Here is a 15,022-nt window from a genome sequence, read left to right as displayed (position 1 = left end):
CATTCTCTTGTGGAGGAGGGAATTATCATGCAAAGAAGTGATTGGTCCCCTACAAAATGGCAAGCAGTTGACCCGGCCCTCTTGAACATAGAGGCTGAAAAACTAGCAGAGCTAGACCCTATCATTGAAGCCTCGTACAGCAACATAAACGGGATCATTCTTGTAAGAAATGGTTATATCGTCCATGAAAGGTACTATCATGGCTATGGACCGAAAGATAGACATCATGTCGCGTCTGTAACGAAAAGTATTCTATCTGCTCTCATCGGAATTGCCATACAGAAAAGGTTTATCAAACATGTTGACCAAAAGGTGCTGGATTTTTTCCCAGACTATGCACCCGATCATACGGAAACGCATAAACAAGCAATTACCATACGCCATCTCCTCACGATGACAGCCCCCTATCCTTTTGAGGACTGGCACGAACCACTGGACAAGATGTGTATGCAGTCCGATTGGGTAACATATACCCTGGATATGCTCGGGCAAAAGGGAAGGATTGGCGGGTTTAAGTATTCGACTGCTGGGGCGCATTTGCTTTCAGCCATCCTCACACGCAGCGCAGGAAAAAGTGCCCGGGAATTTGCCAACGAACACTTGTTTAAACCCATCGGCATAGAAGAAATCCCTGATTATGATATGAAAGCGTTTGGATTTGAAGATTTATTCGGGAAAGATGTGAGAGGGTGGGTAAAAGATCCTGACAACAACTCCACAGGAGGGTGGGGGCTCACGTTAACTCCCCGTGACATGGCACGTATTGGCTTGCTCTATCTGAATCGTGGCTGTTGGGGTAATCATCAGATCATTCCAGTAGCTTGGATAGATGATTCAACCGCGATGAATCTCAATCACTACGGGTATCTATGGTGGTTACGTGAAGAGGACGGTGTTTTTTCATTCGCTGCACTGGGCGATGGCGGAAATATGATCTGTTGCATCCCAGAAAAAAACCTCGTCGTAGCCATTGCATCAGAATTCATGCCGAATTCTCGTGATCGATGGACGCTGATCAAGGAACATATTATCGAGGCGGTAATCTAAGGCAGCAGATAGGAATGGAAGCAATGAACCGGGGAGTGGCCGCTCACCCGGTTTATTTGTTAAACGGTCGTTTAACTATACTTTACTTAGAAGCGTAATTTTCGGCAGCCATGCAAATGTAGTAGCTTAAACCCGTTTGCTGCTCTTCCAACATCGCGCGGTGGAACTCATCTGAAAGGAAAAATCTTGACTGCTCGGCAAATGCTCGCGCATCAATCGGATGGTCTTTTTGTAAAAAAGAAAGATGGTTTTCGATTGCAGAAACCACTGTTTCATCGTCGACACTTTTGTTGTTTTTCAGCGCATCGGCCATAAACGTCATGAATGCCTTCGCTTCGGCAGCTTTTTCATTCAAGGAAGCCACGTCCAGATTCTCTGTATCCAATTGAAAATCATACGCTTTCTGCAAATGCTCATTTTGTTGAGTGAATGCCTGCTTCCATTCTTCTTCGTTCAATCCATCAAACATGTTTTCTGTGGACATTTTTCCTCGCTTCCTCTCGTGTCGAATTGTTTCTTCGAGCGTATCCAAGATGCGCTCCAATCGTAGCTGGCGTGCCTTTAACATCGCTTGCTGCTCACATAAGCATCGAAGTCTTTCTGGTTCGTGATCAAGTGCAGCTTTAATGCTGTCCAATGAAAAATCTAGCTCACGATAAAACAAGATTTGTTGTAACCGCTTGAGCTCATTCTCACCGTAATAGCGGTACCCATTTTCTGTAACGACTTCTGGCATTAGCAAACCAATCTTTTGATAGTGATACAGTGTCTTGATTGTGGTACCAGACAGTTTAGCTACATCGTTAACGGTATACAACATGGCGCTTCACCTCCTGAAGTTGAGTTTGCAGTCTGACCTTAGGTTGGAGTCAAGCGAAAAAAATGAAAAAAGGAGTACGGCCGAAAACAACCGAATGTAAGCGTATGATCCATTTATTGGGTGGGGGGATTCGCATGACGAAGCTATTTCAGTTGAATTCTGAAGATGACATGGAGAAGGTAGTGGCCCAGTTCCAGCAAATCGCACAAAAGGCGCTGCAAGAATACGACTTGGATGGGGCGCACATTCGATTCAACCAACTGTCCGATACTTGCACATTTATCGTAGAAACTGAGAAGGATGGGGATTATTTACTCCGCATTCACGCTAACAAGAACAGAAAAGAAATAGATTCCGAGCTTGCTTGGCTCAGCTATTTGCATGAAAAAATAGACGTAGCGATTCCAACGGGAGTAGAGTGCCGCAATGGTTCCAAGACAGTGAGCATCGAGCTAGCAAATGGTGACTGTGTCTTCGTATCCGTCATGCGCTGGGTCGAAGGAGAGCATGTAGATGAAAAAATGACCGAAGAACAAGTATACAAAGAGGGTGTCTTGTTAGCAAAGCTTCATACAGTATCTCCAGATTTCCAATTGCCCCCTGAATTTGCACGTCCGATATGGGGAGAGGATAGCTTCAAGCAATCTATGACTCGTTTGACAGAGCATTACCATCGATTTCTGACGGATGAAGAATTCGAACTATATCAATTGGCAGCGGATAAAATACTCACTGGTCTTTCCAAATTGGACAAGAATAGCAGCAACTATGGAATCATTCACGGCGATTTGCACCAAGGAAACATTGTTTTTCACAACGGAGATCCTCGTCCGATTGATTTTGGAAGATGTGGGTTTGGTTACTATCTTTATGATATCGCCCATACCATTTTGGGTTTATTTCCTGCACAAAGAGAGCTAGTTATGAAAGGCTACGAGAGTTTGCGGAAACTGGAAGGGGACTGGCTCTCCAAACTAGAGAGCTTTGCGGTGATGGTCATGATTGAAAATTATAGTCATCATGCTTCTGACCCCAGGGAAACCGAGGGACTTAAAAAAGAACAACCCTATGCAATACCTATGGTTAAAAACTACTTGAATGGTAAGCCATTTCTTTTTCCTTCAAAGGCAGTGAAATACTGGAATCAAACCACCATTTGAAATGCTGGTTGATGACTTAGTTTTATGTGTCGGTATTATAAGTAATGTAAGAAAAATCATAATCCAGAAGAATAAACGGAGGCAAAGAAATGATATTAAGAGGTAGTGTTTTTTCTAGTATGCTAGAAATTGAAACCGGAATAACGGTTATTATTCCAAACAAATTTAATATGGAGCAAAATTATCAAGTGGTATATCTGCTTCACGGTCTTTGCGGAAGTAATGGTGATTGGGCAAATTATACGATGTTGCCTGTTTATGCAAATGACTATAATGCAATATTTGTCATGCCGGAAATTTCGAGGAGTTTTTGTTCGGATATGAAGTTTGGATTTAAATACTTTAGTTATATTTCCGAAGAATTGCCAATCATATGCAAAAGTGTCTTTAACATATCTTCAGAAAGAGAGGATACGATCATTATTGGTGATTCAATGGGAGGATATGGAGCTTTGAAATGTGCATTGTCAAAACCAGAGCAATATGGTTATTGTTGTGCATTTTCATCACCATGCTTATTTTTGAAGGAGGATTTAGATGAGCATGGAGAGATTGAAAAATTTAGAATGGTTTATGGAGAACAGATGCTCAAGGATTTTCAAGGGATTTTAGGAGGTAACTTGGAGTGGAGCGATGAGCATGAGATATTGGACTTAGCTAACAAGATCAAAGATCAGTCAGTCAGACCTGAAATATATATCGCATGTGGAACTGAAGATTTTATGCGTGATATCAACGTAAGATTCTACAATGAAATGCGGAATCTTACCTTTACCATTGAGTATGAAGAATGGTCTGGCAATCATGACTGGTATTTTTTCAATGAAGCGTTACAAAAAGCATTAAAGAAAGTTTTGAAATAATTTGAAGTGTTATTCTCATCAAATAGAAAAGCCATAAAGAGGTCGTTTACATAATAAAATTATGGTAAACAATACATCAAACACGAAAAAAAAATCGTTTGTAAAGAAAAAAGGCAGTGGTAGCTCAGGACTTTTTCCGTCCGAAGCTACTCCTGCCTTTTTCGATTTATCCTTCCTGGCGCAAATGACAAGCGAGCTGTAATTTTAGCAAGTCTTCCGGATTTCGCAAATCGATATGAAGAAGCTCCTCGACTTTGCGCAAACGCTGATACAGCGTATTGACGTGTATGTGCAGCTCTTTGGCAGTCAGTTGAGGGGATTGACTGCATTTCATATACGTGATGATCGTCTGTTCCCATTCCTCATATTTTTCCGGGTCTTGCCAGAGGGGGGCAAAGACATCATGAATGAATGCATCAATATCGGTTTGACTCTGGTTCAGCATGAGGCGATTGACACCCAGGTCTGTATAGTGAACCACACCAGAACGGCTGCGGTTGGTCAGGTAGAGAGCGGCTTTCTTGGCTTCTTCGTAGCTTTTGCTGATTTGCTCAATCCCGCTTGCCATACTTCCCACGCCAATGGATAACGATGCTTCCTTGCCAAGTTCCCACTCATCGTACGCCTGTTGCAGCCTCTCCCGGATGTCCTTTCCATCTCGGGAGCCGAGAGTCCGGATGAGGAGGGTGACATGGTTATGGAATCCGTAGACAAACATTTGTGTTTTGTTGAACGCCCATTTGCAACGGGTAATGAGTCGGTGAATGTTTGCTTCTAGCAATGCCAGGTCGTGGCACTGCGTCAGATGGGCATAGATCACGTAGTATGTTGCTTGTGGCTGTAACCCCATCGAATGGGCGCGGTCAAACAGTTCATTGCCTTTGCTTGCGATCAATTCTTGAAAAAGATCGTGTGCACGCTTGTACAGCACAGAGCTGATCGATTGCTTTTTCACCAAATCGAGTATGAGCACAGCGCTCCCTTGTTCGACCGTCATGCGTGTGAGATCAGATAGCCCGCGTTCGTCTACGGGAAGCATGAGACATCCGAGAAAGATGCTTCCATTGATTAGTGGATACAGACAGAACCGTTGATCGTCACCAGAAGCGGGCGAGAACAGGTTGACGGAAACGGGCTGTCTTCTTTTGTTCAGCAATGTATACAGTTCATCCCAGCTAAAAAAACTCTTTTCAGGATACATTTTCTGCTCAAGCCAATCGGCAAAATAGATGGGATGTCCGGTCATTTTGCTGAGGGTTTTTACGATTGTTTCCGCGCCTTTATTTTGCAAGGACAACTGCTTGATGGACTCGTGGATATGGTTGCGTTGTATCCAATCATCGTGCTTGGCTTGCAGTTGAGCACTAATGGTAGCCATATGCTCATACGCTTGTTTGACTTCAGCATAGAGCTCGGCATTTTGCAGGGCGATGGAAGTTTGGTCTGCGAAGCCTTGGAGGAGGTTGAGGTCGTACTCGGTAAACACATTTTCTTGATGAAACTGATGCAGGACAACTACACCAATACGCTTTTCTCCTCGTGATATTGGAACACATAACAACCCATTCAAGTCTTGCAATGCTTTTGCGTGGTTCAGAGAATGAAAGTTATCAGCAGAGATATCCTTCATTGCATGGGCTGTTTCTTGGCTGGTTTTGTACATACGTGGGATTCCGTCCTCGAACACTTTGCCCGCGATGGATTCTCCTACTCGCATTTTGAGGTCTTTGAACACGGTATCATAAAAACCGACAGTCGCTTTCGGAATCAATCGGTCGATAGAGGGATCATACAAGTGCAGGAGGCCTGCGTCTGCAGCCGGGATAACAGCCAGTGCATTACCAATGATTCCGGGGATGATTTGGTCAACGTCGAGAGTAGCAGATATGGAACGAATCCCTTCAAAAAGCTTCTTGCTTTCCTCCGCTTTGGCAGTCATTTTTTCTTCTGCCAACAACAGACGAATCCCGAACCACAATAGGTCCCATTGGTCAGCGGTTAGGATGACCGGTTGGTTTGCTTTATGTGCTTGTGCTAGACAGATAACAGCTTGTCCTTCGTTTTCGTAGAAAAAACGGTACATTTGTTGGGAGGGAAGGGACTCATAGGTATAACGCTTATCGTTCGCATCGCTATCACAGTGAGGTACAGTCATAGGGGGAATAACTGTGGTAGCGTTTTCGTGAAAAGAGGAGAAAACAAGCCGAAAATGTCGATCACGCGAAAATTGGAACCAGATAGAAAAAGGCTGATCAGCAAACCATTCATGCAGCTTTTCAAGCAGGAGCGAAAAAGAATTCATCCACGTGTCCTCCATATAGAGAAATACACATTTGTATCTGGAAATAAGTGTCTGTATATACATTGTATTCATAATTTTTGCTAGATACAATACTCCTATATGAAGCGGAAGGTGGGAGACGATTTGACAGCAACTTACAATAACTACATCGCCGGAGCTTGGGTGACGAGCCATACTGGACAGGTTTTCCCCAGCACGAACCCTGCCAATACGAATGAGGTTCTCGGTTATTTTCAAAAATCGGACGGGCTAGATGCGCGTTCTGCCATTGAAGCTGCTGCCGATGCTTTTGGTGAATGGTCACAAAAATCGGCTCCCACACGTGGAGAATTCTTGTTCTCCCTCATTCACTTATTGGAAAAACACAAAGAAGAGCTCGCAGAAACGATCACCCGTGAAGTCGGGAAAACATTGCGGGAAGCGAGAGGTGAGGTTGCCAAGACAATCGCTTCCATGAAGCAGTTGACCGGAGAAGCGACTCGCTTGACTGGTCAAACGGTGCCTTCCTTTGATGAACGGGTAGTGGGTTACACGGTACGAGAACCAATCGGGGTTTTCGCGATTATTGCTCCATGGAATTTTCCGCTGGGGATTGGCTTGTGGAAGATCGTTCCAGCCATCCTCGCAGGTAATACAGTGGTGTTCAAGCCAGCAAGCAACACCTCCTTGATTAGTGTAAAGCTAGTAGAGCTCCTAATTGAAAGTGGCGTTCCAAGTGGCGTTGTGAATTTGGTTACAGGACCAGGTGCAGTAATCGGGGATGAATTAGCGAATCATCCACTGGTCAAAGGGATTTCATTTACGGGTTCATCTGAAGTGGGACTTGCCTTGGGGAGAGCAGTTGGAGCTAGAGGAGGGAAGATTCAGGCGGAGATGGGCGGGAAAAATCCGGCGATCATCCTAGCAGACGCCGATATTGACCTCGCTATCGATTCCATCGTACTGAGCGGATTCTTCGATAATGGTCAACGTTGTACGGGGACCAGTCGCGTATTGGTTGTTCCCGAAGTAGCCGAAGAAGTAAAAGCAAAACTGATCGAGCGGGCGAAGGGCTTGAAAATCGGGAATGGTTTCGATCCAGACAATCATAATGGTCCAGTAGTGGACGAGCATCAGCTCAATTTATATCTTCATTATATACAAAAGGGCATCGAAGAAGGCGGCGTACTGGAATGCGGAGGGAAGCGCCTGGTAGATGGTGATCTCGCCCAAGGCTATTTCGTCGCGCCGACGGTATTTACCGGCATCACACAGGAGATGACGATTGCCAACGAAGAAATTTTTGGCCCTGTGATCGCCGTGATCGATGTGGATTCTTTCGAACATGCTATGCAAGTGGCTAACCAGGTGGAATTTGGCTTGTCCTCTACGATTTTTACGAACGATTTGCAAAAAGCTTTCCAGTTTGTCAAAGGGATTCAGTCAGGTGTCACGCATGTCAATATGCCGTCGACTCATTTTGAATCACAGTTTCCGTTTGGCGGGAAAAAGATATCTGGATTGGGTCCGAGAGAGCAAGGGGAGTCAGCGCTCGATTTTTACGTCGAGACAAAAACGGTCTATATTCGGCCATAAGTATAGGGAAAGCAGGAGGAGCGAAGATGGAAGCGATTGGTGTGATCGGCATTGGTGCAATGGGAAAAGGGATGGTCTGCAATCTGTTGCAAAAAGGCTACCACGTGTATGCCTACGATCCAAGTCCGGCAGCAAAAGCCTGGGCAAAGGAAAAAGGAGCGACGGTCGTCGAGTCTCCACTGGCAGTGGGTAGCGTAGCACGTGTCGTTTTCACTTCGCTTCCAGGTCCTGCGATTGTAGAGGAAGTCATGCTGGGTGCGGACGGACTTTTCTTATCATTAGGGGCTGGCAGTTTCGTATTTGATACCAGTACGATCGATCCTGCAACAGCAAAACGTCTGAATCAGCAAGGCGTAGAAAAAGGGATCTACTATTATGATTGTCCGGTGAGTGGGGGACCCGCTGGTTCTGCGGCCGGAACGTTGACCATTATGGTCGGCGGTGATGAGACAAAGCTTCCAGAAATCATGGACTATCTCAGAGCGATTGGAAAGGAAATTTTTTACTTGGGGGAATCCGGAGCTGCACAAGTGGCGAAGCTTTGTCACAACTCTGTCGTTGCAGTCATTACAGCAGCGTTGGGCGAGGCGTTCAGTGTCGGAGCAAAAGCTGGCGTTGATCCACACAAGCTGGCAGCCGTCATGGATAAAGGCTCTGCCCACAATCGTGTGCTTTCCGTTTTTGGGCCTAACATCTTGTACGGTACGTATGAAAATACAGTCTTCTCCTTGGATCATATGCACAAAGATTTGCAGCTCTATGCGCAAACCGCACGTGAACAGCAAGTGCCTGTACTCGTTGGAGGAACGGTTGCACAAATGTATGAGGCAGCCAAAGCACAAGGCAAAGGTAGCTGGGATTCGAGTGCGGTCTGTACCGTGACCGAAGAGCTGGCTCAGACAACGATTGCGCGTTAAGCGTTGAGTTTGAAAGTGAAAGTAGACTACGGCAACGATTGCTTGTAGTCTACTTTTTTGTAGGTTGCAATTCACTGAAAGTATGGACCACTATCTGCGATCAAAAGCAAGACTCGCAGCAAGACCTGTCAAGACACTTGCCATTAGCCAACGCTGTACCCGTAGCCATGTTGGTCGTGTACCAAACCAGACAGCAACTCTGCTTGCTACAAGAACAATAAGCAGGTTAACAGTAAAGCTGACGGCAATTTGTGTAATACCTAGAGTAGCACTTTGCAGGAGCACCGATCCCCGCGCAGGATCTACAAACTGAGGCAAGAGTGAAACATACAAAATAGCAATTTTGGGGTTCAGCAGATTTGTCATCAATCCCATTAGAAATAACTTTTTCGGTGGTTCAATAGAAAGAGTATCAGGCTTGAGAATGGAAGTCGCACCCGGTTTTACTGCATTCCAAGCGAGCCAAAGCAGGTAGATAGCTCCGACCCACTTGACTGATTCGTAAACGAACGGAACCGTTATGAAAAGAGCAGAGAGACCGAGCATAGTGGCGATCATGTAAATCACGAATCCAAGTATGACACCAAGAAGTGAGATGACTCCAGCTCTGCGACCTTGTGAAATCGTCCGGGAAATGAGGTAAATCATGTTAGGGCCAGGAGAACAAACCATGCCGAGCGAAACAAATAGAAAGGTAATAAGAGTACCGAAACTCACCAATTTGCATGACCTCTTTTCATGAAGCAGCTTCTCATTTACTCACTCTCTTTATTCATTTGTGCATAAGACCGTTCAATCACATGCAATGCTTCATCGTGCTTCACGACATTGTTGCCTAACGTCACAATGACGAACAATAGGATAAGACCGAGTAATGCCTTTTTTACTTTCACATGGCGCAGATGCATGATGAACCTCGCAGCGAGCAGGAAAAAGGCGAAGAAGTAATGTCCGGCATACAAGTACAAATCGTATGTAAACGTGGCGAGTCCGAACCCTATTACAATGTGCAGCACGAAAGCAAACCCGATATAGGCGGCGAGCGACCAGGCTTCTTGTGTACGAATCCCTTTGATGAAACCGAGTATAGCCAGAGTGATCAGCGTCAAGCCGATGACATGCACATACCATGGATACGGCAGCGTGAGGTCCGTAGCGAATGCGACCATCCCCGGTTTTGGATCGATGAGCGCAATGTCTGGGGTCAGCACAGGACTGATAACGAGCATATACAGAGCTTTCCAATGCTCGAAAAACGAGAACGGAGCCGTGTAGATGAACCCTCCGGTATGAATCGCTTTGAGGTGACACCAAAGTTGACGAGGGCGAATGAAGCGTTGGGCCACACAGCCAATTTCTTTTCCGCACGACTGTACTGCGTGTAAAGTACCGATAATAGAATGACGAACTGCGCGTACGGATAGGAATCGGGAATCATTGCCGTGAAAATTTGATAAGAGGCCGTCCCGAAAAATACGGCAAAAAGCAATGGGGTATAGAAGCTATTCCATCCCTTGCGCAGGTAGTAGTAAACCATTACAACGCCGAGCGCGTTCATGATCGATTGAACCACCGCGAAGAAGAAGTTTTCCTTGAAAAATTCCGATAAATAAGCCAAAGGAAAAGAAATCAAATTTATAAATGGATGGATCACCGTCGGGTTGTTAGAGCTATAGTACAGCGTCGGGTCAAAATTAAACAGATTAAGCGTAAATGGAACGCCGTAAAAAGGGCTGATCGGGGCAAGAACAGTGATGTTTTGATTCATATAAGTGAGAAAAGGCACATTCATCGACAAATAAAACATGAAAAAACAGGCAAATAGAAGGAACGCTCTGACATTATCTTTTCGATCATGAAACAAATAGCTGAAAAAACGCATACCAATCCACCATTCAACGTATTTTTGAGATTAACGTAACGAATTTTAGCTATATTATACAAAAATAATGAATTCTGCACCAAAATTTTACATTCAATTGGCTAGCCATTTTTTACGAAGCCTGTGCATCACGCTGTTGACAGCTACAATCAGTGGGTCTAGCATGAATGAACATGTCCGATGAGATTGAAAGGAGTGAACGACTTGCAAGAACTAACCTCAACAGAACTGATCCAATACCTGCAAGAAAAGAAGTCGGTCGCTCTTTTTGTCTATACACCGATGTGCGGGACCTGCAAGCTCGCAGCACGTATGCTCGGCATCATGCAAGAAGCATTGCCTGCCGTTCCTCTGTATCAGATTAACATTAATACGGCGCCTGCATTGGCAGAACAATGGCAAGTGACCAGCGTCCCCGCCTTGCTTATTTTTCAACGAAACGAATTGGTAGCACGGCATTATGCCATCCAGTCCGTTGGATTTTTATACGATGTATTGAAACCTTTGGCCTAGACATACACCTATTCCCTTCGCTATGAATATGACAAAGAGAGAAGAAATGCGAAGGAGGAGGCGTATGCAAATCCACGTGGTGGAAGAAGGACAAACCTTAGCAAGCATCGCCGAGACGTACGGCACAACGTCAGAAGCGATCGATAAGGCGAATGAATTACCAGATCCCAATAAACTGGCAATCGGACAGGCGATGGCGATCCCGATTGTAGGAAGCTACTATTGGGTCAAACAAGGAGATACGTTGTATACCATCGGTCAGCGTAACCATATCAGCGCAGCAGAGCTTGCTCGTGTCAATGGGATTTCTCCCTATAAACCGCTACAAGTTGGGCAAAAGCTATATATCCCGCCTCGCCCTAGACGAGCGGCTGATTTCAATGCCTATGTGGAACCGCGCCGCACTGTCCCACCCGCGATGGAAGCGGATGTTCGGAGGGCTGCCCCTCATCTTACGTATTTGGCACCGTTCAGCTTTCGTATCAAACGGGATGGAACTCTCCAACGACCAAATCTGAGCAATTTTCCAGCGATCGCAAAAGAAAACCAAGTCCTCCTTATGATGGTTGTGACGAATTTGGAAAAAGGTCAGTTCAGTACGGAATTGGGCGCACTCATTTTGAACGATCAAGAACTCCAGAACAAATTGCTGGATAATATTCTTGCGACCGCCCATGAGCTGGGAATGGGGGATATCCATTTTGATCTGGAAGCTTTGCCTACAACAGGTGCAGAAGCTTACGCGAACTTCTTGCGAAAAGCAAGGAGTCGTATACATGCAGAGGGGTTGATGATGTCTGTTGCGCTCGCACCGAAGACGAGTGCCGAGCAAGCAGGTAAATGGTATTCCGCCCATGATTACAAGGCGATAGGAGCGCTTGCCGATTTTGTCGTGATTATGACGTATGAATGGGGCTATAGTGGCGGTCCTCCCATGGCAGTTTCTCCGATTGGACCGGTGCGGCGTGTCTTGCAATACGCCATTACTGAAATACCAGCTGATAAAATTTTGATGGGCCAAAATCTGTACGGATACGACTGGACCTTACCGTACGAGCGAGGAACGACAGCGAAAGCGCTGAGTCCGCAAGCGGCAATTGCCCTGGCTGCGCGGCATAATGCCGTCATTCGATATGATTATCGCGCGCAGGCTCCATTTTTTACGTACACCGATGATCAAGGCAAGCAACATCGCGTATGGTTTGAGGATGCGCGGTCGATTCAAGCCAAGTTCAATCTGGTTAAACAGCTCGGTTTAAGAGGCGTCAGCTACTGGAAACTCGGTTTGCCATTTCCGCAAAATTGGCTGTTAATCGAGGAGAACTTTCGCGTCCGTAAACGAGCATAGTCATCTGGCGTACATTCCACCGCGGGTTGTACGCCTTTTTTTTGAATGAAAAATCATGGTATGATGAAGATGACAGGAAGGAAAAGGGGAGAAATCATGGGAGAATGCAAATTGGATCACAGCCATGAGGATGTACTCAAAAAACTGGCAGAGCAAGCTCCACATTTATCAGAGTTGCGTGTGAGTCAATTCAAAAATCAGTTGAATGGCGAGCTCAGCCAAGAGCGTCTAAACGAGCTGTTTCATTTATTGAAAAAGTATGACCTGGCAAGCCCAGAGGAGCGCCAAGAGCGCGAAAAACAAATGGATCACTTGTTTGGCTAAGCTTTATACATACGCTTTTTGTTTTGCCCCCGAGTGGGAGAATCAGGCTGGAATCATGGTTCCATGCAGCGAGGAGTAACGATGGACGACAGACTCTATTATCAGGATGCCTATACAAGAACGTTTTCGGCCCGGGTGACAAAAACTGGTGTCGAGCAAGATGGGACACCTTACGTGGTACTGAATCAAACGGCTTTTTACCCTACTGGAGGCGGACAGCCTTCCGACCTGGGTGTATTGGAAGAGATTCGTGTGGTAGATGTTGAAGAGGTAGACGGTGAAATTCGTCATCGACTGGAGGCTCCCTTGTCCGAAAGTATAGGGGAAGTAACGGGGCACATCGATTGGGACCGCCGCTTCGATCACATGCAGCAGCATGCTGGCCAACACATTTTATCTGCGTCCTTCCTGGAAGTTGTGCAAGCGGAGACCGTTGCCTTTCACTTGGGAAAAGAACGCGTCACCATTGATGTACGACTGGATGAGTTGACAACAGAAGTATGGGAAAAGGTAGAAAAGCGCGCGAATCAGATTGTTTTGGAAAACCACCCCATCCTTGTACGGTTTGTTGATGACGAGGAATTGGCAACGCTGCCCTTGAAAAAACAGCCGACTGTTACCGAAAATATTCGTGTCGTGATGATTCCTGAGTTTGATTACAACCCGTGTGGAGGAACACATCCAGCGCGCACGGGCGAAGTCGGGATGATCAAGATCTTGGGCTGGGAGCGACATCGCGGGAACATTCGTCTGGAATTCATCTGTGGCTGGCGAGCTTTGCGGGACTACAACCAAAAGCAAGCTGTCGTTCGCGATACAGCGAAGCTGCTCGCTACCAATGAAGGCGAACTGATCGCACAGACGGAACGCGTCCTTGCAGAACGCGACACCTTAAAGGCAAAATTGGCAGAAGTGGATAAGCAGCTCCTGGAAGTGGAAGTCAATCAACAACTAGCTGCTGCTAGCCAACTCGGTCAGTCGCGCCTCATTATGTGTACCTTCACAGACAAGACCATTCAACAGCTTCAGCAGTTCGCACAGCTGGCTACCGCTTTGGCGCCAGATGCAATTTGCCTCTTGGCTGCTACTACCGAAGACAAAGTGCAAATCGTGTTTGGTCGTGGGCAAGAAGTCAACGTAGCCATCAATCAAGTGTTGAAAGAAACCTTGCCGGTCATTAATGGTAAAGGTGGGGGAAATCCTGCCATGGCACAGGGTGGCGGTCAGGCAGTAGTGGATGCGGAAGAAGTATTGCTGCATGCACGCAAACTGCTGGAAGCCTCACTGTTGTAAATGCATTCGATTCAAGAAAAGGAGGAGACCGCGATGAACTGGAATCCGGGAGATATCGTTCGCGTTGCGCAGCGAACGGGTGAATATATTGCAGAAGTATTGGAAATCCACGATTCGAAGTTGCTGGTAAAGGTGTTGGCAGTTACCAAATACCCGACGCAAGGCGATTTGCATTCTTCCTACGAAGTAGATGTGCCGCTGTTTCACCAGCGTCCAGCACTGTCGTACATGGAAAAATTCATGACGCCTGTCCAAGGGCTCATTCGCTATAATGGAGCGATTCCCGACTACAAGGAATCTGTCCGACAAGCGATGGAGAGAGAAATGGAAAAGCTTTCGAAAATGGCAGCTTGGGCAGAGCGCTGTCTCGTTGAGCTGGAAAAGATGCATAAGGAAGCCTTTACAAACACGAAATAGAGTGGTACTGTAGTACTCGAATGTACGACAATTGCATAGCTTTACTACCAAACGGGGGCCAAGCAACGTTGGCTGAGATTGTGACGAGTGTGTTACTGACCGTTGAACCTGACCTGGGTCATGCCAGCGGAGGAAGAGGTATTTGGAATCAGTATCACGGTGTCGCAACCGAGCGGAACTATGCTTGTTTGCGTGCATACATGATAAGATGACACTCAACCATCCGAGGCGGATGGTTTTTTTACGCCATTCGTCCGGTGAGATGGGATGGGTATACAGCTTCTTCTGTTTGTCTGAATCGACTCAGGCAGGCGGGAGAAGCTGTTTTTTTTCCAGTAGAAGGAGGTAATCAATGATTGTTCAGCTGAATGGGAAAAAAGTAGAGTTGGCGGAAGAGATCACGACAGTGCGGGCTTTGCTCGCTTCTTATTCCCTGCAAGAGAAGATTGTCGTCGTTGAGCGAAATGGTGAAATTATTGATCGCTCAGCGTATGAGCAAACACCGATTGCAGACGGAGATCGCATAGAAATCGTTCATTTTGTTGGAGGAGGATGATCATC

Annotated in this window: 16 protein-coding genes and 1 riboswitch; of the genes, 11 read left to right on the top strand and 5 right to left on the bottom strand. The window is 46.1% G+C overall.

Annotated features, from left to right (window positions below):
- Positions 1–27: 27 nt before the first annotated feature.
- Positions 28–1,047: a serine hydrolase domain-containing protein gene (locus HP570_RS00765; RefSeq protein WP_173624615.1), complete on the top strand. Its 1,020-nt coding sequence runs from the start codon at positions 28–30 to the stop codon at positions 1,045–1,047.
- Between the two features lie 82 nt (positions 1,048–1,129).
- Here HP570_RS00765 and HP570_RS00760 read toward each other — a convergent pair whose 3' ends face one another.
- A complete protein-coding gene (locus HP570_RS00760; protein WP_173624614.1) occupies positions 1,130–1,867 on the bottom strand; it encodes a MerR family transcriptional regulator in 738 nt (245 codons plus the stop codon).
- Positions 1,868–2,001: 134 nt separating this feature from the next.
- Here HP570_RS00760 and HP570_RS00755 point away from each other — a divergent pair, with 134 nt between their 5' ends.
- Together HP570_RS00755 and HP570_RS00750 are read left to right on the top strand one after the other, a co-directional pair.
- Complete coding sequence (locus HP570_RS00755; RefSeq protein ID WP_173624613.1) at positions 2,002–3,027, top strand: phosphotransferase enzyme family protein; 1,026 nt, start codon at positions 2,002–2,004, stop codon at positions 3,025–3,027.
- Positions 3,028–3,116: 89 nt separating this feature from the next.
- On the top strand, positions 3,117–3,890 hold the full coding sequence (locus HP570_RS00750; RefSeq protein ID WP_173624612.1) for an alpha/beta hydrolase: 774 nt from the start codon (positions 3,117–3,119) through the stop codon (positions 3,888–3,890).
- A gap of 166 nt (positions 3,891–4,056) precedes the next feature.
- Here the strand turns inward: HP570_RS00750 and HP570_RS00745 are convergent, their stop codons facing one another.
- A complete protein-coding gene (locus HP570_RS00745; RefSeq protein ID WP_173624611.1) occupies positions 4,057–6,192 on the bottom strand; it encodes a helix-turn-helix domain-containing protein in 2,136 nt (711 codons plus the stop codon).
- A 99-nt stretch (positions 6,193–6,291) separates the two neighbouring features.
- On the opposite strand from HP570_RS00745, the gene HP570_RS00740 reads away from it, so the two are divergent.
- A complete protein-coding gene (locus HP570_RS00740) occupies positions 6,292–7,767 on the top strand; it encodes an aldehyde dehydrogenase family protein (RefSeq protein ID WP_173624610.1) in 1,476 nt (491 codons plus the stop codon).
- A gap of 26 nt (positions 7,768–7,793) precedes the next feature.
- The gene (locus tag HP570_RS00735; RefSeq protein WP_064199279.1) at positions 7,794–8,684 is read left to right on the top strand and encodes an NAD(P)-dependent oxidoreductase; all 891 of its coding nucleotides are present in this window, start codon (positions 7,794–7,796) and stop codon (positions 8,682–8,684) included.
- Positions 8,685–8,774: 90 nt separating this feature from the next.
- Here the strand turns inward: HP570_RS00735 and HP570_RS00730 are convergent, their stop codons facing one another.
- From HP570_RS00730 to HP570_RS29415, 3 genes are read right to left on the bottom strand one after another with little or no spacing between them, the layout of a single operon-like run.
- Positions 8,775–9,404, bottom strand: a complete 630-nt coding sequence (locus tag HP570_RS00730; protein ID WP_173624609.1) for a LysE family translocator — start codon at positions 9,402–9,404, stop codon at positions 8,775–8,777.
- Positions 9,405–9,439: 35 nt separating this feature from the next.
- Positions 9,440–9,913: a DUF6080 domain-containing protein gene (locus tag HP570_RS29420; RefSeq protein ID WP_254494967.1), complete on the bottom strand. Its 474-nt coding sequence runs from the start codon at positions 9,911–9,913 to the stop codon at positions 9,440–9,442.
- Positions 9,889–10,566 (bottom strand): hypothetical protein, encoded by a 678-nt coding sequence (locus tag HP570_RS29415; protein WP_254494965.1) that lies wholly within the window; start codon positions 10,564–10,566, stop codon positions 9,889–9,891. The genes HP570_RS29420 and HP570_RS29415 overlap by 25 nt, the downstream gene beginning before the upstream one ends.
- Before the next feature lie 204 nt (positions 10,567–10,770).
- Between HP570_RS29415 and HP570_RS00720 the strand changes: the two genes are divergently transcribed.
- The 6 genes from HP570_RS00720 to thiS all read left to right on the top strand — a co-directional run bounded on the left by HP570_RS00720 (position 10,771) and on the right by thiS (position 15,017).
- Positions 10,771–11,079: a thioredoxin family protein gene (locus HP570_RS00720; RefSeq protein ID WP_173624608.1), complete on the top strand. Its 309-nt coding sequence runs from the start codon at positions 10,771–10,773 to the stop codon at positions 11,077–11,079.
- Positions 11,080–11,143: 64 nt separating this feature from the next.
- Entirely contained in the window at positions 11,144–12,427 is a 1,284-nt protein-coding gene (locus HP570_RS00715) for a glycoside hydrolase family 18 protein (RefSeq protein ID WP_173624607.1), read from the top strand.
- Between the two features lie 96 nt (positions 12,428–12,523).
- The gene (locus tag HP570_RS00710; RefSeq protein WP_041749457.1) at positions 12,524–12,751 is read left to right on the top strand and encodes a hypothetical protein; all 228 of its coding nucleotides are present in this window, start codon (positions 12,524–12,526) and stop codon (positions 12,749–12,751) included.
- 81 nt (positions 12,752–12,832) lie between these two features.
- Positions 12,833–14,044 carry an alanyl-tRNA editing protein gene (locus HP570_RS00705; protein WP_173624606.1) on the top strand — a complete coding sequence of 404 codons (1,212 nt, stop codon included), beginning with the start codon at positions 12,833–12,835 and terminating at the stop codon, positions 14,042–14,044.
- Positions 14,045–14,077: 33 nt separating this feature from the next.
- Entirely contained in the window at positions 14,078–14,461 is a 384-nt protein-coding gene (gene kapB / locus HP570_RS00700) for a kinase-associated lipoprotein KapB (RefSeq protein WP_173624605.1), read from the top strand.
- 41 nt (positions 14,462–14,502) lie between these two features.
- A riboswitch (TPP riboswitch) is annotated at positions 14,503–14,613 on the top strand.
- A 200-nt stretch (positions 14,614–14,813) separates the two neighbouring features.
- On the top strand, positions 14,814–15,017 hold the full coding sequence (thiS, locus tag HP570_RS00695) for a sulfur carrier protein ThiS (protein WP_007729348.1): 204 nt from the start codon (positions 14,814–14,816) through the stop codon (positions 15,015–15,017).
- The last annotated feature ends 5 nt before the right edge of the window (positions 15,018–15,022 follow it).

Source organism: Brevibacillus sp. RS1.1, assembly GCF_013284365.1.
GTDB classification, from domain to species: domain Bacteria; phylum Bacillota; class Bacilli; order Brevibacillales; family Brevibacillaceae; genus Brevibacillus; species Brevibacillus brevis_D.
The sequence above is the reverse complement of the archived record's forward strand: the minus strand, read 5'-3'. Positions and strand labels throughout refer to the sequence as shown.